Source organism: Arenibacter antarcticus (assembly GCF_041320605.1).
GTDB classification, from domain to species: Bacteria; Bacteroidota; Bacteroidia; order Flavobacteriales; family Flavobacteriaceae; genus Arenibacter; species Arenibacter antarcticus.
Map to the genome: position 1 here is coordinate 2,773,650 of NZ_CP166679.1, position 23,102 is coordinate 2,796,751.

A 23,102-nucleotide genomic window follows, 5' to 3' on the forward strand; every position below is an offset into this window, starting at 1 on the left:
CGCTATGGAAGAAGAAAATGTTATACTGGTAAATGAGTTGGATGAGCAAATTGGGACCATGCCTAAAATGGAGGCCCATGAAAAAGCATTGCTTCATAGAGCTTTTTCGGTTTTTATCATGAACGATAAGGGAGAGACTATGATTCAGCAAAGAGCTGCCCATAAATACCATTCCCCTTTAATTTGGGCAAATACTTGCTGCAGTCACCAAAGGGTTGGCGAATCCAATATTGAAGCAGGGAAAAGGAGACTTATAGAGGAAATGGGATTTGAGACCCCTTTAAAGGAAGTGTTTTCCTTTATCTATAAAGCCCCATTTGATAATGGACTTACAGAGCACGAGTATGATCATGTTATGATAGGGGAATACAATGGAGAACCCAATATAAATCCAGAGGAAGTAGCCGCTTGGAAATGGATGAAACCAGAAGATATTAAAATAGATATCACGGAAAACCCCGATAAATACTCGGCCTGGTTCAAAATTATTTTTGATAAATTTTACGATCATATTACCCAAGATATAAAAGTTGTATGAAAGTTAAAGTAAGCAGAAAAGCGCATTTTAATGCCGCCCATCGACTGTATAGACCGGAATGGGATAATGAAAAAAATGATGCCGTCTTTGGTTTGTGCAACAATCCAAATTTCCACGGTCACAATTACGAGCTTGTAGTTAGTGTAACCGGGAAAATAGACCAAGAAACGGGGTTCGTTATGGATATGAAATTGCTAAAAGACCTTATTAAAGATAAGGTGGAGAACGTATTAGACCATAAAAATCTAAATGTAGAGATTGAATGGTTTAAAACCGTAAATCCGACGGCAGAGAATATCGCGGTATTTATTTGGAACGAACTAAGACCGTCCATCAAATTAAGCCTCGATCTGGAAGTGGTACTTTATGAAACACCTAGGAACTTTGTAACCTTTTCTGGTTAGAATAAGGAATTATGGAGTCTTGAAAATCTAAATCCTCTAAAGTGGTTAGTAGCAAGCTGGGTCTGTAAAAAATTCTAATATAAAATTAACAATAAAATATAACTGATCATGGACCTATACCCATTAAAGTTTGATCCTATCCTAAAAGAAAGGCTTTGGGGAGGAACAAAATTAAAGGAAGTGCTGGGAAAGGAAATAACTAGCGATATTACAGGGGAAAGCTGGGAGCTGTCCGGGGTGGCAGGAGATGTTTCCCTAGTAGCCAACGGCGAATTACAAGGAATCTCATTGCAAGAACTCATAGAAAAGTACCCAGAAGACTTATTAGGAAAAAGCGTTGTTGATAGATTTGGAAGGGAATTTCCAATTCTCATCAAATTTATAGATGCCAAACAAGACCTGTCTATTCAATTGCATCCCAATGATGAATTGGCGAAAAAACGGCATAATTCTTTTGGGAAGACCGAAATGTGGTACATAATGGACGCCGATCAAGACGCAGAACTTATTGTCGGTTTTAACAAGAACGTTAGCAAGACCCAGTATTCCAACAGTATTGAGGAAGATAAATTGTTAGATTTATTAAATTACGAGAAGGTAAAGGAAGGAGATACATTTTTCATCAATACGGGGAAGATACACGCTATTGGCGCGGGCGTCATGTTGGCCGAGATTCAGCAGACCTCCGATGTTACCTATAGGGTGTTCGATTTTAATAGAAAAGATAAGAACGGGAATCTTAGGGAACTGCATACCAATTTGGCCTTAGATGCCATAGACTATGAGAGAAAGGAAGATTTTAAGGTTACCTACGCCCAGAATGAGGATACTGTTAACACTATGGTTTCCTGCCCCTATTTTAATACGAACTTTCTAAATCTGACCCAGCCCTTGGAATTGGATATTGCCCAACGCGATTCCTTTTCGATCTATATGTGTGTGGATGGTTCCGCTACCATATCCAACAACTTTGGCAAAGCAAATTTGAAGAAAGGACAGACCGTATTGATCCCTGCCAAATCTAATAATTTACATATTAATACAACGAATGCAAAACTTTTAGAGGTTACAATCTGAAAATGATTACTTTTGCATAAAATATTTTACCAATGGCAAGTATAAGAGATTTAAAAAAAGACATCAATTACGTTTTAGGCGATATTATTGAAGCGGTATATCTAGTAGACGCTACAGAAAATGGTCAAAATTCTAAAGAGGGAAATGCGGTCATAGATGGCGCAATCGGAACTTTTGATGACCTAATTGAAAAGGTAAACAAAAAAGATGTGGACAACAGACCGGCACATTTAAAAGAAGTTCGTAAGGAATTGGAAATCAAAGCAGCAACTTTGGTAGAGCAGCTTAATAAATTAGGCTAATCCAAAAAATACGTATCAACTAAAAAAAGCATCCCGTTAAGGATGCTTTTTTTGGTTAATACAATATCTTTAATCGTTGATTTACCTGTCTTTGTTGGACTTTTGATCTGCAACGTATTTTTTTAATTCCTTTCCGTATTTAGAATTGGCTACATCGGGGCTAAGTGAGTTGCTTATAGAATCCAAATATTTGATATTGGCATCCGATACTTCTTTTAAGGCGATATATGGGGCAATATAGGAATCGGTATTGTTCATGGCATAATTTAACGCGAACAGATAGCTGCGTTTTATATTCCTATCACTAAGGTTTATAAGTGAATCCATAGCGGCCTGGTCTTTTTGCGTTTTGGGATCGAGGCTAGTCCGTATATACTCTAAATTTTTGGTATTGAATTTGGACATCATTTTTTGATATTCACTTAATTTATCTTGAGTTTTCGAGCCTTTTATTATGGCATCGAAATCAAATGTGTTCCAAGAAGTATTTATGGTAATCTCACCAGGCTCCCCAAAAAAAGTAATTCGATCGTTAATTGCGTTGTTGTCCTTTTTGTCTAGGTATAGGTAAAAGATTTCTGGACTTTCAATATCTGTAGTAAAAGAGAAATTTCCATCCCCATTAATTGTTAGAGAATCAATATTAACCAAGCTGGTATCCGCAATGTGCTGAAGGTACAAGGTGCCCTTTTTTAATCCTTTCACCTTCCCCGAAACGGTCATGGTGTTTTCTGTAGTACCTGCACATGAGGCAATAAAAGCGGCTATTAGGCCAGTAATAAAAATTTTTTTCATAGTCTGTTTATTCGTTCGCAAATATCATTAAAGTTTATGGGATTTTAAACTTTTGAGGCAATTTCCATTAGAATAGTACAAAGAATAGCGCCACCCGTTCCTACAACATAACCAAATACAGCCAATAGTACCCCAACGGAGGTAAGGGAAGGATGGAATTCTGCCGCAACTATTGGGGCCGAGGCTGCGCCGCCAACGTTTGCCTGACTCCCCACAGCGAGAAAGAAATAAGGCGCTTTGATTAACTTTGCCACTAGGATGAGTAGACCAGCGTGAATACTGATCCATACAAAGCCAATTACGATCAGACCGGGATTTTCCAATACCTTGGTCAAATCCATCTTCATTCCAATAGTAGCAACCAGGATATAGATGAATACACTTCCTATTTTACTTGCGCCGGCTCCTTCATAGCTCTTTGCCTTAGTAAATGAAAGCGCAATTCCGAGAATTGTGGCAACTACCACCATCCAGAAAAAATTGGAGCCCAAGAAGGATAAAAAACTCTTTTTATCACTTACGCTTTCAAAAGAACCTAAAAACGAACTAATATAGTCACCAAAAAAATGGGATAAACCTACGGCGGTAAATGCAAAAAAGAGCATCATCATATAATCGGTTAGGGTAGGGACCCTAGTGATCCGCTTCGAAAACTCGGAAACTTTTATCTTTAACTTTTCTATGGCAGAAGTATCTGCCTTAAGCCATTTGTCTATTCTTTTGGTCTTCCCAACACCAAGGAGGATAAGCGCCATCCAAACATTGGCTACCACTATATCTACAAGGACCATTCCGCCATATTTTTCAGGATTGTATTGATATATTTCTAACATTGCAGCCTGATTTGCCCCACCGCCAATCCAACTACCCGCAAGGGTAGACAAACCCCTCCAGATGGCATCAAAATCGTTTCCCCCTACAGTATCAGGTGAAAAAATAGAAATAATCAGAATTGCCAAGGGCCCGCCAATAATTATGCCCACAGATCCCGTAAAAAACATGATTAAGGCTTTAGAACCTAAATTAGAAATGGCCTTCATATCTATACTCAAAGTCATTAGGACCAACGCAGCAGGTAATAAATATCTACTAGCTACAAAATAAAGATTGGAGGTTTTATCCGAAATAAGTCCGCTGCTCGCTAGAATAGAAGGCAGTAAATAACACATTAGAACAGCTGGGACAATGTTGTAGAATTTACTCCAAAAACCAGTTTTTAGGGAGGAGGTGTAAAAAATAAATCCAAGACAAAGGGTTAAAAGTCCAAAAACAACGGTGTCATTGGTGATAAAAGGTTCTGTCATAACGTGTAAAATTCAATTTGCGCCAAATATAATCAAATATATAGATGCTGTTTTATATAATGAGCCACTCCGTCCTCTGTATTTTTTAGGGTTACAGCGTGGGAAATTTTCTTTACTTCTTCCCTCGCATTGCCCACGGCAACACCATGACCTGTATTTTGCAGCATTTCTATATCATTGTAGTTGTCGCCAAAGGCAATCACATCTTTTAAACCTTCCCCTTCTCGCAATAGGAGGGAAATGGCTGTTAGTTTAGATACGGATTTGGGAGCGATCTCAATTAGGGTATCGTTGGATCGATATAGGTTCAATGTGTCTGAAAATGTGTTGAAAAGGATGGGGAAAATTGTGTCCATGCTTTCTTTCTTACCCATCATCATAATTTTATGACCCCCTATGCCTCTAGTTCTCCAATCGGAAATAGTTGCATTGGTGCGTCTGTACTCAGGGAGGGCCTTAGTGTACTTTATCTCCTTTCGGACTCTTTCAGAATATAACTCCACATACCATTCATCTCCGGAATAGAGGCCTAGCTGAATATCCATTTTACTCGCCTTTTTATATATTTCTTCAATTAAGTTTAAAGGGATATAAGTAGAGCTCAATTGATTTCCCCCGTCCAGGACCAATGCCCCGTTATAACAAATAATGGGCTGATTTTCAATTCCCAAGCCTTTTTGTATATAGGTCATAGATTTTGGCATTCTTGCCGAAACTAGAATGACCCGCATATAGCTCCTGATCCTTTTTATTTCGTTGATGGTATAGTCGGACACGTTGTCTTTATAGGTCAATAAGGTGCCATCCAGATCAGAGCATAATATTTTATAATTCATTAATGAGAATTCTATTGGAGTAGTATCCAAGGATTAATTTGGGTCAAATATAAACTTATGCTGATATATATGGCGTAGATTTCTTTGTGGATTAAGATTTCCCAAGGGATTGTTGATAATAAAAATGCTATTCGTCCTTGTCTTTGGGATCTCTTTTCGCTTCTTTGAGCCCTTTCATCAGCAACCATTCTATCTGTCCATTTACACTGCGAAATTCGTCCGATGCCCATTTTTCAATGGCCTTCAGCATATCTTCATTTAATCGTAGTGCAAAAGCTTTCTTTTTACTCATTTTTCAACTTTATTTATCCCTCTTTAGAGTTGCTTTCTATATATGTTATAAAACACAATAGAGGCTTCAGTTTCTTTTTGTGTACCTATCAGAGTGTTCTTTCCGGATTTTAGCTCGAGCTGAACACCTTGATTTCCCCTTACATTACATGTCTTTCCGTTCTTTTGGGGAGATACGATTTCCCCATCCCCATATTAATAGGTATTGCCAAACATTGCGATTGGTGATTGCAGGCCATTGTATGGTTTTTTTCTTGCGGTGAAAAGGTTTAAAACGAAAATGGATTCCGACTAAATCGATTATTGTATACGGTTTCATGGAGAATATCAATCCCATGGTGATTAGCAGAGTAAAATGAATATTAGTTGTACAGTCTTATCCGTGCTGGCCACATTGCCTATGTTTTCTCCTAAAATAACTCAATGAAATATGGCATAAACCCTATGGGATATAATAGTATATGTTTCACCCAACATTGATCAAAACGCTGTGATTTCTTAAGACCGAGCATGGCCTAGTGATTTAAGGTCCCAGTGTTCACTACTGGGGTAACATCCTTATCGGAACAAAGAACCACCATAAGATTGCTTACCATGGCCGCTCTTCTTTCATCGTCCAGTTCAACAATATTTTTCTTGCTCAGATGATCCAAAGCCATTTCTACCATGCTTACTGCACCTTCAACAATCTTATGTCTTGCCGCAACAATTGCCGTTGCCTGTTGTCTTTTTAGCATTGCATTGGCAATTTCCTGAGCATAGGCCAAATATCCGATCCTAGCTTCCAATACTTCTATCCCTGCCATGGGAAGGCGTTCCTGAACTTCCTTTTCCAAGGCTTCGCTTACTTCGTTAACACTAGATCGCAGAGTGATATCTTCATCTACGCCCTCATCGGCAAAATTATCGTATGGATACATGCTGGCCAGTTTACGGACCGCGGCATCGGTCTGAACGCGTACAAAATTTGTGTAATCGTCTACGTCAAAGGCAGCTTTGTAAGTATTGGTAACCCTCCAGACTAAAATGGTGCTGATCATAATTGGATTTCCAAGCTTGTCGTTCACTTTTAATCGTTCACTGTCAAAATTACTTGCCCTTAATGAAATTTTCTTTTTCGTATAAAGTGGATTTACCCAAAAAAGGCCATTGGTTTTAATGGTGCCCATATATTTCCCAAACAATAGTAATACCCTTGATCCATTGGGATTCACCAAAACAAATCCTAGAAGTGAAATAATAATGATTAACGCTAAAGGTAAACCATAGAGTACCATGTCATTGGAAAGCAATACAAATGCCCCAATTATAAGAAAGAGTAGTGCAGCTAGTATTATATATCCGTTGGCAGCAGTAATGTTTTTTTCTTGTGTCATGGCTTAGTTATTTAGTGTGATATTAAAATGATATCATAAAGATATTAAAATTTATTATAATACCAGGCCATTTCAAGAAATTGGAATATTGCTTCCTAGGTCTTTGCGTTATCGGTTTTAAAATCTTTGGTCTTTTTCTTGTTCGGATTTTTAAAAAGGCGTTTAAAAAATCCATCTCGTTTTACCGGATCGCAATCCATTTTTCCAAGTACGCTGGGGCTAGGGGATTTAAATTTAGCCTGGGTGATATAATTAAAGCTTTTATCGGCATTTAATTTTTGTGTCCAAAGTGCAAAAATGGGCAATGCAGCATTGGCACCCTGACCTAGACTGGTGCTTTTAAAACCAATTTCATGATTGTCCAACCCTACCCAGGTAATATTCAATAATTTGGGCGTAAGTGCTACAAACCAAGCGTCTTTATTGTTTTGTGTGGTCCCGGTTTTTCCGGCAATCTCATTTTTTAGGCCATAGGTAGAGCGAATCCGTGTGGCCGTACCGCTATTGACTGTAGCCTTCATCATTTGTATCATGATCTGGCCATTTTCATCAGAAAAGGCGCGTTCTTCGGAAATTATTGGCTTAAAAGCGGTTAAGGTAGAATCCTTTTCGTTATTTATATGCTGTATTAGAAAAGGGGCTACTGGTTTCCCATTGTTTAAATAGCTGGAATAGGCTTTTGCCAGTTCGTTAATTTTAATCTCCGCCGTACCTAATGCCAAGGAAGGCAATTGAGGTAACTTAGTTTCTATCCCCATTTTTTTAGCCTGTGCCAAGACCTTGGGAATACCTGTTTGCTCCAGCACTTTTACAGCTATGGTGTTAACCGAATTGCTCAATGCCTCTTCCATGGAATAATTGAGGTAAGCCTCATCCTTTTTTCCAGAATTGCTGGGCGACCATCCTTCCATATTTTCGTATTCCACTTCTTGTGCGGAAAAATAGGTGCAGGGGTCAATTCCGCTTTCCAGGGCGGCAGTATATACAATGGGCTTAAATGCGGACCCTACCTGCCGTTTGCTCTGTGAGATATGATCGTATTTGAAATGTTTAAAATTAACTCCCCCTATCCAAGTTTTTACGGCACCATTAGATGGGTCTACAGAAAGTGATCCTACATTTAGGAATTTAGCGTAATGAAGTAAACTGTCTATAGAACTGGCCATTATAGTGGTGTCTCGTTTCCAATCTGTCAACATCATTTGTTTTTTAATCTGCAGGGAATCCATAATTTCTGACTCGCTTAGACCAGCAGTTTTTAATTTTCTGTAGACATCTGAACGTTGAATAATCTTAGCGATCAACTTTTTATCCGTTTTCCATGGCGCTTTTTGACCATAGCTTTTTTCAAAGCTATCTTGAAGTTTTTGCATATGTTCTTGCATGGCTTCTTCGGCCAAAAGTTGCATTTTATAATCCAAGGTGGTATAAATTTTTAATCCGGAGGTATAAATATTGTATTCCTGACCTTCTTCATGTTGTTCCTTGGCCCATTTTAGGAGCTGTTTCCTTACCTCTTCCCTAAAATAGGGTGCAATTCCATCATTGTGATCATAATCCCGGTAATCCAATTTTAAGGGGGTCAATACAATACTGTCCGCCACCTTTGGGGTTAAATAATTATTATTTTCCATGGCACGGATTACTAAATTTCGTCTTTCTACACTATTTTTCGGAAACACCCGTGGATTGTACCCGTAGGTGGCCTTTAACATTCCTACTAGGACAGCACTTTCTTCTAATTTTAGAGTCTTTGCCCTTTTGTTAAAGAATTTTAATGCAGCACTTTCTATTCCAAACGTATTGTCCCCAAATGAAACTGTATTTAGATACAGCATTATAATTTCATCTTTAGAGTAGATCCGTTCCAGTCTTTTCGCTATGATCATCTCCTTAAATTTTGTAGCCACAAGTTGTAGTATCCCAGCTCTTTCCCTTGGGTACAGGTTTTTTGCCAACTGCTGTGTAATGGTGCTACCGCCACCCGAAGATCTGTCTTGCATTAAAATGGTTTTAATCCCTACCCTTGCAAGACTGGTAAAGTCTATTCCCGAATGCTCATAAAATCTTTCGTCCTCAATGGCTACCAAAGCTGATATTAATTGTGGAGACAAGTCTTCATAGGTGATGGGCTGCCTGTCGTATAGATAATATTTGCCGATCAATACACTGTCGGCAGAATATACTTCGGAGGCTCTTTGGTAATGAAAATCTGAAAGTGATTTCTTGGTTGGGAGTTTGCCCCATGCACCTATATATATGCTAAGGATAAATAAGAATAACAACCCAATTAAAATTGATAATGAAATAATTCCAACTCTAAGGATTGGATGCTTTATCTTTTTAAACATGAAGTTTATTTTTTGTGGGTGCAATATCAAATTTAATAATTAAATAAGGTTAATTCTTAACAATACCTTATAGTGCAATTGATTATTTTTGAGCTTTTAATCCACACTGATACTGATCTGAGGATTTAAAACCCATTTTTAGATGAAGGTAGCTATGGCAATTATCATCACTCTTAACCGTAATTAATACTTTAAAATGAAAAAATTTATTCTGTGTTGTCTTTTTGCGTTGTTCATGCAAACTTCCTTTGCCAATGAAATGGAATGGTCCAAAACAGGCCATAGAACTATTGGTGAAGTGGCACAGAATCACTTGTCGGGTAAATCAAAAAGAGCCTTAAGAAAACTGTTAAATGGACAAAGTTTGGCTTTAATCTCCACCTATGCCGATGATATAAAGTCCGATAGAACTTATTCCAAATTTGCCCCATGGCATTATGTAAACTATCCCATGGATAAAAAGTATACCGAGGTAAAGCCTAGTAAAGCTGGGGATGTGGTAGTAGGGATAGAGAAATGTATTGCCATAATAAGGGATGAAAACAGTGCTCATGAAGACAAGGTTTTTTATTTAAAAATGTTGGTTCATTTAATTGGAGACCTTCATCAGCCTATGCACGTAGGACGATTGGAGGATAAAGGAGGTAATGACATTCAACTTACGTGGTTCGGTAGGGGAACCAATTTACATCGCTTGTGGGATGCCAATATGATAGATGATTACGGGATGAGTTATTCCGAACTTGCTGGGAACCTGCCTAAGCTATCCAAAAATGAAATTAAGTCCATTCAAAAGGGTGATGTATATGATTGGGTTGAAGAATCCCATGATATGGCCAATATTCTATATGATTCCGTTGAGGTAGGGGAGAAGCTGGGATATGACTACGGTTATAAATATTGGACTACTGTGGAGCGACAATTACAGCGAGGTGGACTCCGTTTGGCTAAGGTCTTGAACGAATTGTTTTAAGGAGTTTGAGAGGTGTAGTGTTTTTTATGTGATTACCCTAAAGGTAAGGTTCATTCTTTCCTTAACGGACCTTGCTGTTTTGGGAATCTGATGTAGCCAATGGTGCTGCGTTTCCCCCTTCATTAACAATAAACTGCCGTGTTGCAACAGTATTTTATGTTTTAAATTTTTTAGCTTCTTGTGTTTTAAATGAAAATAGCGTTCTTGGCCAAGGGTGATGGATGCGATAATAGGGTTTTTCCCCAATTCCTTTTCATCGTCGGCATGCCAGCCGTTACTATCGCTTCCATCTCTATATAAATTTAACAAACAACTGCTGAATTCAATTTCCGTTTTACGTTGGATGCTATTTCTGATTTCCAATAATTCCTGAGAGAATTTATGGGGATGCATGGTGATACCGGAATATTTGTAGGGTTTCCCATTGTCTCCATAAAGGGCTGTAAGTCTGGGTTGCGGGTGTGTTTTTCCAAATAGGGTGATAGTGTCTTGTTGCCAAGGTGTATTATTCTTAAGCTGATCAAAATAGAAATCGGCCTGTGGAACAGAAATGAAGTTGGGGTAATAGATAATATCGCTATCAGGTAGTTGAAGATTTATAGGGTCTGAAAATAATGGAGTATTCATTAAGAATCCGATTAATTGGTCTTGTAGATGTTTAAACTAGTTACTTTAATTTGTTCGCTTACTCCGATTCACTCAGGGTTAAAAGTTTTTCAATAACCACTCGTCTTTAATGATTTTCAATTGCCACGGGTTTTAACCCGTGGTGAAAATTTTATAGCGATTTTGGCTTTAGCCAAACTCTTCGGTTTCTAGATTTCAACTAATGCATTCCTATAGCTCTTCTTTGCACATGATAAATCTGGGCGAAATTGAGTAGGCGAGGCTTTTCGCCTTTTAAAAATCTATGGACTTCTAAACTAAATATAATATTTTATAGTTGCGATCCTGAATTATAAATACTGCTGAAGTCGCAACCGTTTGTATTCTGGTATGGCTAGATTATTTATTGCCTTCAATAACAGAATTGGATCCTTATGCTTGGAAAGGATAATAGTGAAGCATTCCTTTACTGTTAAGGTATTTTTGGATTGCTGAACAAGTTCAATGGTATCGCCTTGTGTAACACGGCCTTTCTCCAAAACTCTAACGTAGGTGCCAGGCTGACCGTAGGTTATATACATATTAATGATATTAGGATCATTAAACCGTATTCCCAATTTATAACAAGGTTCCCTTGGAGTGGAAATTTGCACCAAGGCGGAACCAATACGATAAATATCCCCGATTCTGGTGGTGGAATCCTCCATTCCTTGAGTTGTCAGGTTTTCCCCGAACATGCCCCAATCCCAGCTTAGACTTGGATAGATCGACTTCCAATACGGGTAGTGTTCAGAAGCAAATAAAAAACAGGCCTTATGGATCCCTCCATGATGTTTCCGATCCACTACAATGTCGTTTTCTACATCAGTTTCTCCTAGGAACAACGATTGTTGGGAGGGGTATTTATAGATTCCGGTCTGTTCCTCTTTTCCGTTCCATAGAAAAGTAGTTGCGGCACCTGTATTGGTAGCGATGACTTTCATTTTAAAAATCTTATTATTTCCATGGGTATGCTGTTGTCTTTCAATTTTAAATATTTCCAAGGTAATAATAGGCCCAATAAATCAACGCTAATTGTAATGGAATCCGAAGAATCAGTATCCACCTGGGAATTCCCGCCGCTTCTTTTTTGCCTTTAAGCATATAAAAATGTACCAAGAGAAATACGGTCAACATAGCCATAATGCCATAGATGGAAATATCTTTTGTAGCCCCGAAACACAAACCCACTCCCAAAAGTATTTCTGTAAGCCCACTTAATGCAACCAAGAGTTTAGGATGTGGCAGATACCTAGGCATTATGCGAAGGTATACATTGGGTTGTATAAAGTGCATGGTTCCAGCAACTAGGTAGAGGATTGCCATGAGGTAAAGATGCCAAGGATAGGTCATTCTATTTTTTATTGCTGTTAATAGTTACTGCTATGCCGTACAAGATACGGGGAAATTATTTTTCTTGAAGCAAAAAAAAAAGCCGTATCATTTTTTCTGATACGGCCTCCTATCATAAAATACTCAATACTTTGTACTCAGTCCTTATTTTACCATTTCATAGCTACGCTTAATAAAATTGGTAAGTTCTTCACCTTTTAATAGTCCCTTGGACAACCGGGCTAAATCTAAAGATTGATTTATAAGTCGCTCTTTCTTCTTAGCAGTCTTTGTGTTAAGGATTTCGGAAACTAACTCGTGGTTAGTATTCACTACCAGATTGTACATTTCTGGCATATTTCCCATCCCGAACATTCCACCACCACCACCAGTTTGTTGCATCTCTTTCATTCGTCGCAAAAACTCTGGCTCGGTGATTATAAATGGTGAGGCACTGCTATCCATGGCTTCCATTTGAATGGTATAGCCTTTATTGTTAATAGTTTTTTCGATATCAGTTTTTAAGGCCTCTTTTTCCTCATCCGAAAGTTTTGAAATCTGGGTATCCTCTTTCTTGATCAGGTTATCCAAATGATCGGCATCTACCCTTGCAAAGGAAATTTTCTCCTTGGAGGTTTCCAATTTTTGCATCAGGTGCGATATTATTGGAGAATCCAACAATAGTACTTCATACCCTTTTGCCTTAGCAGCTTCTATATAACTGTGTTGCTCCTCTTTATTAGAGGTGTAAAGAAGTACCAATTTATCGTCCTTATCGGTTTGATTCGCTTTTACTTTTTCCTGAAGTTCTTCAAAGGTGTAATAGGCCCCATCTACTGTAGGGTACAGCGCAAATTTATCTGCCTTTTCAAAAAACTTGTCTTCGGAAAGCATTCCGTATTCGATAACGATTTTTATATCGTTCCATTTGGCCTCAAAATCTTCCCTATTATTTTTAAATAATGATGTTAATTTATCGGCAACCTTACGGGTAATATAGGTCGATATCTTTTTTACCGCCCCATCTGCCTGAAGATAGGATCTTGAAACATTTAATGGGATGTCCGGAGAATCTATCACCCCTCGAAGCATGGTAAGAAATTCTGGAACGATTCCCTCTACATTATCGGTGACAAAAACCTGATTTTGATATAACTGTATCCTGTCCTTTTGAGAACTTATGTCATTGGTCAATTTTGGGAAATACAAAATCCCTGTCAAATTAAAAGGATAGTCAACGTTTAGGTGAATGTGGAATAAGGGCTCCTCAAACTGCATCGGATATAATTCCCTATAAAATCCTTTATAATCCTCTTCCTTAAGTTCTGTAGGCTGCTTGGTCCAAGCAGGATTGGGATTGTTTATAATGTTATCTACCTCCTGTGTAGGTGCGGGATCTTCTTCCTTGGCACCTTCTGGTTTTGGTAGGGTTTCTGTTTTTGTCCCAAACTTAATGGGAATAGGCATAAACTTGTTGTATTTACTTAGCAACCCACCAATCTTGCTTTCTTCCAAAAATTCGGTAGAATCTTCCGCAACATGAAGGATGATCTCTGTTCCCCTTGTTTCTTTTTCACCTTCTACCAAGGTAAAGTTTGGCGATCCATCACAAGTCCAATGGGCAGCAGGTGCATCGGTATAACTCTTACTGATGATCTCTACTTTTTCGGCTACCATGAAAGCGGAATAGAATCCTAGTCCAAAATGACCGATAATACCGGAATCTTTTGCGGCATCTTTGTATTTGTCCAAGAATTCCTCGGCCCCTGAAAAAGCAATTTCGTTAATATACTTTTGAACTTCTTCCTGGGTCATCCCCACACCTTGATCTATAATGTGGATTTTTTTTCCTTCCTTATCGATCTTGATCTCAATAAATGGATTCTGAAATTCAACCTTGGCTTCTCCAATAGAAGTTAGGTGTTTCAGTTTTAGCGTTGCATCTGTTGCATTTGAAACCAGCTCCCTAAGGAAAATTTCATGGTCGCTGTATAAGAATTTTTTTATGAGCGGAAATATGTTCTCTACGGAAACATTAATCTTGCCTGTGGCCATACTTCTATAATTTTTATGTTTTACGGGATGTTAAGGTCAAAAAAAGTACCAGAAGCGATAAAGGTGACAAACTGACACTCACTTTGTGAACATGTTTCAATCCTGTGTCATTTATGCATGTCCTTGCGTAATATTTGGCCTCGAGGTTATAAATATGTTGCTCAGATATTTTTTTGATTATCTTAGGCAATCTTAAAATATTTCCCATACTTTAGATTTTATAATCAAAAGGAGCGCATAAGCTCAAACCATTAAATACACCTAAAAATGTTCAACTCAAAAATAATAGGTCTTGGCTTTTATGTGCCAGATAATGTGGTTACCAATGACGATTTGTCTAAAGTGATGGATACCAATGATGAATGGATCCAAGAACGTACAGGAATTAAGGAAAGAAGGCATGTTATTAAAGGTGATGGGGATACCACCACAACTATGGGGGTTAAAGCCGCTAAAATTGCCATTGAACGTGCCGGCCTAGATAAGGATGATATCGATTTTATTGTGTTCGCTACCTTAAGTCCCGACTATTATTTTCCTGGGCCTGGGGTTTTGGTGCAACGCGATCTAGGGATTAAAACAGTAGGGGCACTGGATGTAAGAAATCAGTGTTCAGGTTTTGTTTATGCCTTGTCTGTAGCGGATCAGTACATAAAAAGTGGTATGTATAAAAATGTATTGGTCATTGGATCCGAACTACATTCCCATGGCCTAGATATGACTACTAGGGGGAGGGGAGTTTCCGTAATTTTTGGAGATGGTGCCGGAGCAGCGGTATTAACTAGGGAGAAGGATTCTAAGAAAGGGATACTATCCACACATTTGCATTCCGAAGGGCAGCATGCCGAAGAATTGTCATTAATTGCGCCTGGAATGGGAAAACGTTGGGTAAATGATATTTTGGAGGATAACGACCCTAATGATGAATCTTATTTCCCCTATATGAATGGTCAGTTTGTCTTTAAAAATGCAGTGGTCCGTTTTAGCGAAGTTATTGTGGAAGGCTTAAAGGCGAATAATTTGGAAGCCAAGGATATCGATATGTTGGTCCCGCATCAAGCCAATTTAAGAATTTCGCAGTTCGTTCAAAAGAAATTTGGATTGCAAGATGATCAGGTATTCAATAATATTATGAAATATGGGAATACCACCGCGGCTTCTATTCCTATCGCATTGACAGAAGCTTGGGAGCAAGGAAGGGTAAAGTCTGGAGATTTGGTGGTGCTAGCCGCCTTTGGTAGTGGCTTTACCTGGGGAAGTGTCGTTATAAGGTGGTAGCTTAATAAGAATAATGTAAATAACAAAATCGAAACCCGAAACAGATGTTCCGGGTTTCTTTCATTGATAAACTATACTAAACACTAACCATTAACTATAAAAATATAGCCCTATCAATGACTGAAATTATTATTCCTACTTAAAGGACGTATTTTTTCGGCTTTTTATTATGCTGTTTAACATTGTTTAACACGCCTTTTAACATAACAAATCGGACTCTCAAAGGGTAGATTATTCCAAATCAGCAGTCATTCTTTGTTGATACCCGATATCTGTTAATTTCCCTAGATTTAACTTCGATGGAAATTTGCCTTCTGGTATTTATTATAGGGCAAAGGTTGGTGGTACTACGGCCTCTTCCAATAGTATTTTAACAGCTATTTTTAGGTCCTCCAAAAATTAGGCAATTACGTCAGTTTTATCTTTTTTTTCTGATAAACCAAAGTCCTACAAAAGTAATTAAACCGTTTATTGGGAGTAGTTCATACCCTACCTGATAGCCTCCTAAAGATTCTGATGGGATATTGGCGATCATTACAATTAATACGACGGAAACCACCGCAACTAATGCTGCGTATTTGTCCTTAATTTGATATTTAGTAAGGATTCCAAAACTGAAAAGGCCTAGTAGCGGCCCGTAGGTATAGGTGGCTACTGTTAGGAGTCCGTCTATTACGTTTTTGTCCAGTATGTGTTTAAAGATTATGATTACAATAATGAGTAGGATACTCATTCCTATATGTGTTCTTTTACGGATGGACTTTTGTTTGGCTTCCGGTTGTTTTTCAATATTTAAGAAATCTACACAGAAAGAGGTGGTAAGTGCTGTAAGTGCGCTATCCGCGCTACTATAGGCCGCTGCGATTAGCCCAAGCATAAAGGTGATGGCCACCGTAATTCCAAGACCGCTGTTAATGGCAATTTCAGGGAACAAAAGGTCTGGCTTGGCAACCCCATCCATCATGGGAATGCTAATATTAAACTTATTGGCATAAATAAATAATAGTGCCCCCAATAAAAGAAAGGCAAAGTTGACCACTATAAGTACCAAACTAAAGGAGACCACATTCTTTTGAGCATCCTTTAGATTTTTACAGGTGAGATTTTTTTGCATCATATCCTGATCTAGACCAGTCATACATATGGCAATGAACATCCCCCCGATAAAGGATTTTACAAAGTGGACCTTATTAAAGAAATCATCGGTAAAGAAAATAGTGCTATACCTTTTTAATTCTTCAGAGACCAAGAATTCTTTAAAGCTCCACCCCAATTCTTGATTGATATGGTATATGGACAATCCAACGGCAACCAGCATAAACAGGGTCTGTAGCGTATCGGTCCAAACGATGGTCTTTATTCCACCTTTAAAGGTATATATCCATATTAAAAGGATAGAGAGGGTAACGGTGACCTCAAAGGGAACGTTCCAAGCATCAAAAACAAACTGTTGCAAGACTATGGCTACCAAGAATAGCCTGAAGGAGGCACCCAATACTCTGGATATAAAGAAGAAAAAAGCTCCCGTTTTATAACTGACTACCCCAAACCTACTCTCCAGATATTCGTAGATGGAGGTGACGTTTAATCTGTAATATATGGGCAGCAATACATATGCAATGACCATATACCCAGCGAGATACCCGAAAACCACTTGCATATAGCTGAAATCCGAGCCTTCTACCCACCCTGGGACGGAAATAAAAGTGACGCCGGACAAAGATGCGCCTACCATTCCAAAGGCAACCAGATACCAGGGCGATTGTTTCCCCGCCTTAAAGAAATCTGCATTGGAGTCATTTTTTCCAGTGAAATAGGAAATGGATAATAGCATTAGGAAATAGCATCCTATCAATGCTAAAATAAGGGTAGGGGTCATATTTATTTATTAAGCCGGCAAAGTACAAAAAACTAATAAATAATTACGGTTGTAACTAGGGCTGTAATTCTATTTTCCTTAGCTGGTAATATTATTTCTTTTCCTAGGATCATCGGTATTAAATACTTTAAAATTGTAATTTTGTATTTATGGAATTCTCTTCTAAACTATTGGAAAATGCGGTCTATGAGATGTCTCAATTACCAGGTATTGGTAAGCGAACTGCATTGAGGTTGGTGCTACACCTATTAAAACAGCCAAATGAACAGACCACTAGATTGAGCAGTTCCTTGGTGAATTTAAAAACCAATATAAAGTTTTGTAAAAACTGTCATAACATTTCCGATGTGGCGCTCTGTGAGATTTGTGCGAACCCCAAAAGAGATCAGGCTATAGTATGCGTAGTAGAAGATATTCGCGATGTTATGGCCATAGAGAATACCGACCAGTTTAAGGGACTCTACCATGTGCTGGGCGGAAAAATATCACCGATGGAAGGTGTAGGGCCACAAGATTTGACAATAGCTTCTTTGGTAGCAAAAGTTAAACAAGGAGAAATAAAAGAGCTTATTTTCGCGTTAAGCTCTACTATGGAGGGAGATACCACTAACTTTTATATCTTTAAGCAGTTGGTTGGAATGGAAATAAAAACATCTACTATTGCTAGGGGAATTGCCATTGGGGACGAATTGGAGTATGCCGATGAGGTTACCTTGGGAAGAAGTATTTTAAATAGGATTCCATTTGAGAATTCCTTAAAAGCATAGTTGAAATTCTAATAAGAAATAAATAAAGATCAATGATGTGGTCTTTTATTTATTATTTTTGCAAAATATTAATCAATATAAGTCTATTAAATAGGGATATGTCAAAGTTTGAACTAAAATTACCGCAGATGGGGGAAAGCGTTGCGGAAGCTACCCTTACCTCATGGCTCAAGGAAGTTGGAGATACTATAGAGATGGATGAAGCCGTTTTTGAAATAGCCACTGATAAAGTAGATTCTGAAGTTCCAAGTGAGGTAGATGGTGTTTTGGTGGAGAAATTGTATGCCATAGACGATGTAATAAAAGTGGGGCAGACCGTAGCGATTATAGAGATTAATGGAAATGGTGCCCAAAGCTCAGAATCCGACATGTCGGAGGATGCTGCCGCTAGTCCTGACGTCAATATAAAAGCGGTGGAGAAAACCGTGGAGGAGGCAAAAGAGCATACTTCCCCCGCAGTTATGGACTTTAATGGCTCCGATAAATTCTATTCCCCATTGGTGAAAAATATTGCCAAACAGGAGGGGATTAGCGTGGCCGAGCTAGACGCTATAACGGGAACGGGAAGTGAAGGAAGAGTCACCAAAAATGACATATTGGAATACATTGCCAAAGGGAAGCCAAGTGGGGAGCATTCTTCTGTGGGGGTTACTGAGGCAACAGATAATGTTGTAGAGGAACGCATAAATGTTGCGCAAAAATTGGTTCCAACAAAGGTGCAGGAGGTTAAGTCCAATACGACCTTGACTCAGCCGGATAACGGGGACGAACATATTCCTTTATCCAGGATGGGGAAGTTAATAGCCCATCATATGAATGCCAGTCTGGCTACTTCTGCCCACGTACAAAGCTTTGTAGAGGTGGATGTGACCAATGTAGTGAATTGGAGGAATAAGGTAAAAGAAAGCTTTGAGAAAAGGGAAGGGGAGAAACTAACGTTTACCCCAATTTTTATGGAGGCAGTGGCCCTTGCTTTAAAGAAATACCCTATGGTCAATATCTCCTTGGAGGGAGAAACAATAATCAAGAAAAAAAATATAAATATTGGGATGGCAGCAGCTTTGCCTGATGGAAATTTAATTGTTCCAGTCATAAAAAATGCAGATCAATTAAATTTGGTAGGCATGGCAAAGGCGGTGAACGATTTGGCTAGAAGAGCTAGGACCAACGCCTTAAAACCCGATGAGGTAAAAGAGGGCACCTATACAGTAACCAATGTGGGGACTTTTGGAAGTGTTTTTGGAACACCTATAATCAATCAACCACAAGTAGGGATCCTTGCCTTGGGAGCCATTAGAAAAATACCTGCTGTCGTTGAGACTAAAGAGGGCGATTTTATTGCCATTAGGAGCAAGATGTACCTGTCGCATAGTTATGATCATAGGGTCGTAAACGGTGCTTTGGGCGGAATGTTCGTAAAGGCGGTGGCTGACTATCTGGAAGCTTGGGACGTGAATCGAGAGGTTTAATCCAAGTGACATTGGCATAGAAAAGTTGCTTATTCATATCTAATAATCAGTGTGGCGATAATTGGGTAGTTAGGAAACTAGTGTTTCAGCGCCTTAATGGGCTATTGAGGAATGTTATACCCCATAATTCATCAAACTGCATTTTAGACCGTACATTTGTAATAAATTATATTTGCAAAAACAACTTTCAACATGCAATTAAAGCTTACAAGACCTATTTGTTTTTTTGACCTAGAAACTACTGGCACCAATGTAGCCAAGGACAGGATCGTAGAAATAGCCATTTTAAAAGTGTTTCCCAACGGGAACAAGGAGAGTAAAACATGGTTGGTAAATCCAGAAATGCACATTCCAGACGAAGTAGTGGCCATTCATGGCATTACCAATGAAAAAGTAGCTCAAGAACCAACTTTTAAAGAACTTTCCAAAGAGATCTATAAAATGATTAAGGAATGCGATCTTGGTGGGTATAACTCCGACCGTTTCGATATCCCACTTCTGGCCGAGGAATTGCTGAGGGCAGATATAGATTTTGATATGAAAAGTACGGTTTCCGTAGATGTGCAGACTATTTTCCATAAAATGGAGAAACGTACCTTAGAAGCGGCGTATAAGTTTTATTGTGATAAGGACCTGAAGGATGCTCACAGTGCGGAAGCAGATACTTTGGCGACTTATGAAGTGCTTTTGTCACAATTGGACCGGTATTCCGAACTTGAGAATAATGTCAAGAAATTATCTGAATTTACCACAAGAAAGCAATCAGTCGATTTTGCTGGATTCATTGTGTTAGACAAGGAAGGGGAAGAGGTTTTTTCTTTCGGAAAACACAAGGGCAAAAAAGTCCATGAAGTACTGGAGAAGGAGCCTGGATATTTTGGGTGGATCTTAAATGCCGATTTCCCATTGTATACTAAAAAAGTATTGACCCAAATTAAATTGAGCAAATTAAACAATAAGCTGGGCTAAATCATTAATGCCTTGGTGGTAGGTTAAACTTACTAGATCCATTGTCGATGCAGGGGATTATTGAAGCATGGGGGGAAACGATTTCAGATTTTAGAAGGAACTTCCAAACTAAATTTTCAGCTTTAATAGTGCAACTAAAATCATATTTTACTGGCTTTAACTTAACACTTAAACCTAAATCAACCTATAATAATTATGAAGATTATATGCATTGGCCGTAATTATGTGGATCATATAAAGGAATTAAATAACGAAAGGCCAAGTGATCCAGTGGTGTTTATTAAGCCAGACTCAGCGGTATTACCAAAAGAACAGGATTTTTATATCCCCGAATTTTCTCAAGATGTCCATTATGAAGTGGAAGTATTGGTGAAAATTAAAAAAGTGGGAAAACATATTGAAACTGATTTCGCCCATAATTATTATGACGAAATAGGGTTGGGAATAGATTTTACAGCAAGGGACTTGCAATCCCAGCTAAAGGAGAAAGGCCTGCCTTGGGAAAAGGCAAAAGGTTTTGACGGTGCTGCTGTAGTGGGAAATTGGCTGCCTAAGTCCGACTTTAATGATTTAAATAACCTTAATTTTCAGCTAAAAAAAAACAATGAAGTGGTGCAGGAGGGGAATACTGGCCTGATGATTTGGAAGATAGATGAGTTAATCTCATATGTTTCACGTTTTTTTATGCTAAAAAAAGGGGATATCATATTTACAGGTACTCCTGCCGGTGTTGGTAGAGTACGTGCAAATGACTATCTTACTGGTACACTTGAAACTACGGAGTTGTTTTCCATAAATATTAAATAAATGATCTATAATCTGGATAAAATAAATGAAATGGCAGATGGGGATGAGGAATTTATCAAATCTGTTATTACTGTTTTTTTAGAGGAAGTGCCGCAGGATTTGGCGGAGCTCGAAAAGGAATTGGGACTTAAAAATTACGATAGCGTTTACAAATTGGCGCATAAGATTAAGCCAAATGTGGATTTGTTGGGAATGGAGCAGTCCCGTGCAATTGCCTTGCAAATAGAAACGCTTGGTAAAAAAGTGGAAAATACATCAGAAATAGATCGACTGGTACCTATGCTTAAAAAGGATGTTGATCAAGTAATTGCAGAACTTAAAAACGATTTCAGCCTTTAATGTTTGCAGAGATAATTACTATAGGTGATGAAATTCTAATAGGCCAGATCATAGATACCAATTCTGCCTTTATTGCCCAAGAATTAAATAAAATTGGGGTTTCTGTTTATCAGATAAGTTCTGTGCAGGACGATAGAGCGCATATTTTAAAAGCGCTTCGTGAAGCCGAATCTAGATCTGATATTGTCATTGTTACAGGCGGTTTGGGTCCTACAAAAGATGATATTACCAAACATACTTTATGTGAATACTTTGGTGATACCTTGGTAGAGAATCATGAGGTGCTTTTGCACGTGGAAGAAATATTCAAAAAATACATCTCCAGCCCTATATCGGAGTTGAATAGACAGCAGGCTTGGGTGCTCAGTAGGGCAGAGGTACTCCACAATGAATACGGCACGGCCCCTGGAATGTGGATTCAAAGAAATGGAAAGGTGGTAGTCTCGTTGCCGGGAGTGCCTTTTGAAATGAAGCACCTGATCACGACCAAAGTGGTTCCGAGAATCATAGAGGGGTTCAAGAGACCTTTTATTGTCCATAAGACCATGATTACCTATGGCATGGGAGAAAGTGCTATTGCCGAGATTCTTGAGCCTGTAGAGGTGAGGCTGCCCTCTGAAGTAAAGTTGGCCTACCTTCCTAGTTTGGGATCTGTAAGATTACGACTTACGGGTAAGGGACCCGATAAGGATCAGTTGAATGCCTTGGTGCAGTCCGAAGCTAATAAGATTAAGGCTTTGCTTGGTAATCTGATCTATGGAGAAGACGGTGGAGAGCCCATTGAGGAGCTGGTGGCTAATTTATTGATTCAGAAGAATATGACCTTAGGAACGGCGGAAAGTTTTACTGGGGGAAGAATTGCTCAGAAGATTACAAGCATTCCTGGAGCATCTGCTTACTTTAAAGGAAGTGTGGTGAGTTATGCTACGCAGACCAAAATAGAGGTGCTTAAAGTGCCTCAGGCCTTAATAGAGCAGTATTCCGTGGTAAGCGCTCAAGTGGCAGAGGCTATGGCTAGCAATCTCAGAGCGTTGCTTAAAACAGATTTTGCCATAGCAACGACAGGTAATGCAGGACCAACAAAAGGGGATGCGGATGTTGAGGTGGGAACGGTATATATCGCCATTGCTTCCCCAAAACGCGTTATAGTAGAAAAATACCTTATGGGAAGCCAGAGAGATAGGGTTGTGCAAAAGTCTGTAAATAAAGCATTTGAGCTTTTGCAAAAAGAAATTTTAAAATTGTGACAAAGAATTTTGTGTGTACCATAAAATTAGCTTAAATTTGCACCCTGTTTATAACAAAATTAAAAGTA

At 38.7% G+C, this 23,102-nt stretch carries 23 protein-coding genes; 12 read left to right on the plus strand and 11 right to left on the minus strand.

Annotated elements, in window-relative coordinates; all coding sequences use genetic code 11:
* Window positions 1–4: 4 nt before the first annotated feature.
* From idi to KCTC52924_RS11380, 4 genes are all read left to right on the plus strand, one after another.
* Window positions 5–538, plus strand: coding sequence for an isopentenyl-diphosphate Delta-isomerase (gene idi, locus KCTC52924_RS11365; protein WP_251808242.1), 534 nt, complete (start codon window positions 5–7; stop codon window positions 536–538).
* Entirely contained in the window at window positions 535–942 is a 408-nt protein-coding gene (locus tag KCTC52924_RS11370; RefSeq protein ID WP_251808243.1) for a 6-carboxytetrahydropterin synthase, read from the plus strand. The genes idi and KCTC52924_RS11370 overlap by 4 nt, the downstream gene beginning before the upstream one ends.
* A gap of 108 nt (window positions 943–1,050) precedes the next feature.
* Complete coding sequence (locus KCTC52924_RS11375) at window positions 1,051–2,019, plus strand: type I phosphomannose isomerase catalytic subunit (RefSeq protein WP_251808244.1); 969 nt, start codon at window positions 1,051–1,053, stop codon at window positions 2,017–2,019.
* 32 nt (window positions 2,020–2,051) lie between these two features.
* Window positions 2,052–2,321, plus strand: a complete 270-nt coding sequence (locus KCTC52924_RS11380; RefSeq protein WP_251808245.1) for a hypothetical protein — start codon at window positions 2,052–2,054, stop codon at window positions 2,319–2,321.
* Window positions 2,322–2,402: 81 nt separating this feature from the next.
* On the opposite strand, the gene KCTC52924_RS11385 is transcribed toward KCTC52924_RS11380, so the two are convergent.
* From KCTC52924_RS11385 to KCTC52924_RS11410, 6 genes are all read right to left on the minus strand, one after another.
* Entirely contained in the window at window positions 2,403–3,116 is a 714-nt protein-coding gene (locus tag KCTC52924_RS11385; RefSeq protein ID WP_251808246.1) for a DUF4369 domain-containing protein, read from the minus strand.
* Between the two features lie 44 nt (window positions 3,117–3,160).
* A complete protein-coding gene (locus KCTC52924_RS11390) occupies window positions 3,161–4,420 on the minus strand; it encodes a DUF819 domain-containing protein (RefSeq protein ID WP_251808247.1) in 1,260 nt (419 codons plus the stop codon).
* 32 nt (window positions 4,421–4,452) lie between these two features.
* The gene (locus KCTC52924_RS11395; RefSeq protein ID WP_251808248.1) at window positions 4,453–5,256 is read right to left on the minus strand and encodes a Cof-type HAD-IIB family hydrolase; all 804 of its coding nucleotides are present in this window, start codon (window positions 5,254–5,256) and stop codon (window positions 4,453–4,455) included.
* A 127-nt stretch (window positions 5,257–5,383) separates the two neighbouring features.
* Window positions 5,384–5,548, minus strand: coding sequence for an Arc family DNA-binding protein (locus KCTC52924_RS11400; RefSeq protein WP_251808249.1), 165 nt, complete (start codon window positions 5,546–5,548; stop codon window positions 5,384–5,386).
* A 514-nt stretch (window positions 5,549–6,062) separates the two neighbouring features.
* Window positions 6,063–6,923, minus strand: a complete 861-nt coding sequence (locus KCTC52924_RS11405) for an SPFH domain-containing protein (protein ID WP_251808250.1) — start codon at window positions 6,921–6,923, stop codon at window positions 6,063–6,065.
* A 95-nt stretch (window positions 6,924–7,018) separates the two neighbouring features.
* On the minus strand, window positions 7,019–9,274 hold the full coding sequence (locus tag KCTC52924_RS11410; RefSeq protein WP_251808251.1) for a transglycosylase domain-containing protein: 2,256 nt from the start codon (window positions 9,272–9,274) through the stop codon (window positions 7,019–7,021).
* Between the two features lie 196 nt (window positions 9,275–9,470).
* Here KCTC52924_RS11410 and KCTC52924_RS11415 point away from each other — a divergent pair, with 196 nt between their 5' ends.
* Window positions 9,471–10,247: a S1/P1 nuclease gene (locus tag KCTC52924_RS11415; RefSeq protein ID WP_251808252.1), complete on the plus strand. Its 777-nt coding sequence runs from the start codon at window positions 9,471–9,473 to the stop codon at window positions 10,245–10,247.
* A gap of 24 nt (window positions 10,248–10,271) precedes the next feature.
* Here KCTC52924_RS11415 and KCTC52924_RS11420 read toward each other — a convergent pair whose 3' ends face one another.
* The 4 genes from KCTC52924_RS11420 to htpG all read right to left on the minus strand — a co-directional run bounded on the left by KCTC52924_RS11420 (window position 10,272) and on the right by htpG (window position 14,279).
* Window positions 10,272–10,874, minus strand: a complete 603-nt coding sequence (locus KCTC52924_RS11420) for an alpha-ketoglutarate-dependent dioxygenase AlkB (protein WP_251808253.1) — start codon at window positions 10,872–10,874, stop codon at window positions 10,272–10,274.
* A 329-nt stretch (window positions 10,875–11,203) separates the two neighbouring features.
* Window positions 11,204–11,836, minus strand: coding sequence for an MOSC domain-containing protein (locus KCTC52924_RS11425; protein ID WP_251808254.1), 633 nt, complete (start codon window positions 11,834–11,836; stop codon window positions 11,204–11,206).
* Window positions 11,837–11,882: 46 nt separating this feature from the next.
* Window positions 11,883–12,245, minus strand: a complete 363-nt coding sequence (locus tag KCTC52924_RS11430; protein ID WP_251808255.1) for a MauE/DoxX family redox-associated membrane protein — start codon at window positions 12,243–12,245, stop codon at window positions 11,883–11,885.
* A gap of 144 nt (window positions 12,246–12,389) precedes the next feature.
* Window positions 12,390–14,279 carry a molecular chaperone HtpG gene (htpG, locus tag KCTC52924_RS11435; RefSeq protein WP_251808256.1) on the minus strand — a complete coding sequence of 630 codons (1,890 nt, stop codon included), beginning with the start codon at window positions 14,277–14,279 and terminating at the stop codon, window positions 12,390–12,392.
* Window positions 14,280–14,546: 267 nt separating this feature from the next.
* Here htpG and KCTC52924_RS11440 point away from each other — a divergent pair, with 267 nt between their 5' ends.
* Window positions 14,547–15,557, plus strand: a complete 1,011-nt coding sequence (locus tag KCTC52924_RS11440; RefSeq protein ID WP_251808257.1) for a 3-oxoacyl-ACP synthase III family protein — start codon at window positions 14,547–14,549, stop codon at window positions 15,555–15,557.
* 418 nt (window positions 15,558–15,975) lie between these two features.
* Here KCTC52924_RS11440 and KCTC52924_RS11445 read toward each other — a convergent pair whose 3' ends face one another.
* Window positions 15,976–17,436 carry a sodium:solute symporter gene (locus KCTC52924_RS11445; RefSeq protein WP_251808258.1) on the minus strand — a complete coding sequence of 487 codons (1,461 nt, stop codon included), beginning with the start codon at window positions 17,434–17,436 and terminating at the stop codon, window positions 15,976–15,978.
* 149 nt (window positions 17,437–17,585) lie between these two features.
* Between KCTC52924_RS11445 and recR the strand changes: the two genes are divergently transcribed.
* The 6 genes from recR (at window position 17,586) to KCTC52924_RS11475 (ending at window position 23,034) form a co-directional block, all read left to right on the plus strand.
* The gene (recR, locus tag KCTC52924_RS11450) at window positions 17,586–18,203 is read left to right on the plus strand and encodes a recombination mediator RecR (protein WP_251808259.1); all 618 of its coding nucleotides are present in this window, start codon (window positions 17,586–17,588) and stop codon (window positions 18,201–18,203) included.
* A 98-nt stretch (window positions 18,204–18,301) separates the two neighbouring features.
* Window positions 18,302–19,672, plus strand: a complete 1,371-nt coding sequence (locus KCTC52924_RS11455; RefSeq protein ID WP_251808260.1) for a dihydrolipoamide acetyltransferase family protein — start codon at window positions 18,302–18,304, stop codon at window positions 19,670–19,672.
* Between the two features lie 192 nt (window positions 19,673–19,864).
* On the plus strand, window positions 19,865–20,641 hold the full coding sequence (locus tag KCTC52924_RS11460; protein ID WP_251808261.1) for a 3'-5' exonuclease: 777 nt from the start codon (window positions 19,865–19,867) through the stop codon (window positions 20,639–20,641).
* A 195-nt stretch (window positions 20,642–20,836) separates the two neighbouring features.
* Entirely contained in the window at window positions 20,837–21,448 is a 612-nt protein-coding gene (locus KCTC52924_RS11465) for a fumarylacetoacetate hydrolase family protein (RefSeq protein WP_251808262.1), read from the plus strand.
* Entirely contained in the window at window positions 21,449–21,787 is a 339-nt protein-coding gene (locus KCTC52924_RS11470) for an Hpt domain-containing protein (RefSeq protein WP_251808263.1), read from the plus strand.
* Entirely contained in the window at window positions 21,787–23,034 is a 1,248-nt protein-coding gene (locus tag KCTC52924_RS11475) for a competence/damage-inducible protein A (protein ID WP_251808264.1), read from the plus strand. Before KCTC52924_RS11470 ends, KCTC52924_RS11475 begins: the two co-directional genes overlap by 1 nt.
* The last annotated feature ends 68 nt before the right edge of the window (window positions 23,035–23,102 follow it).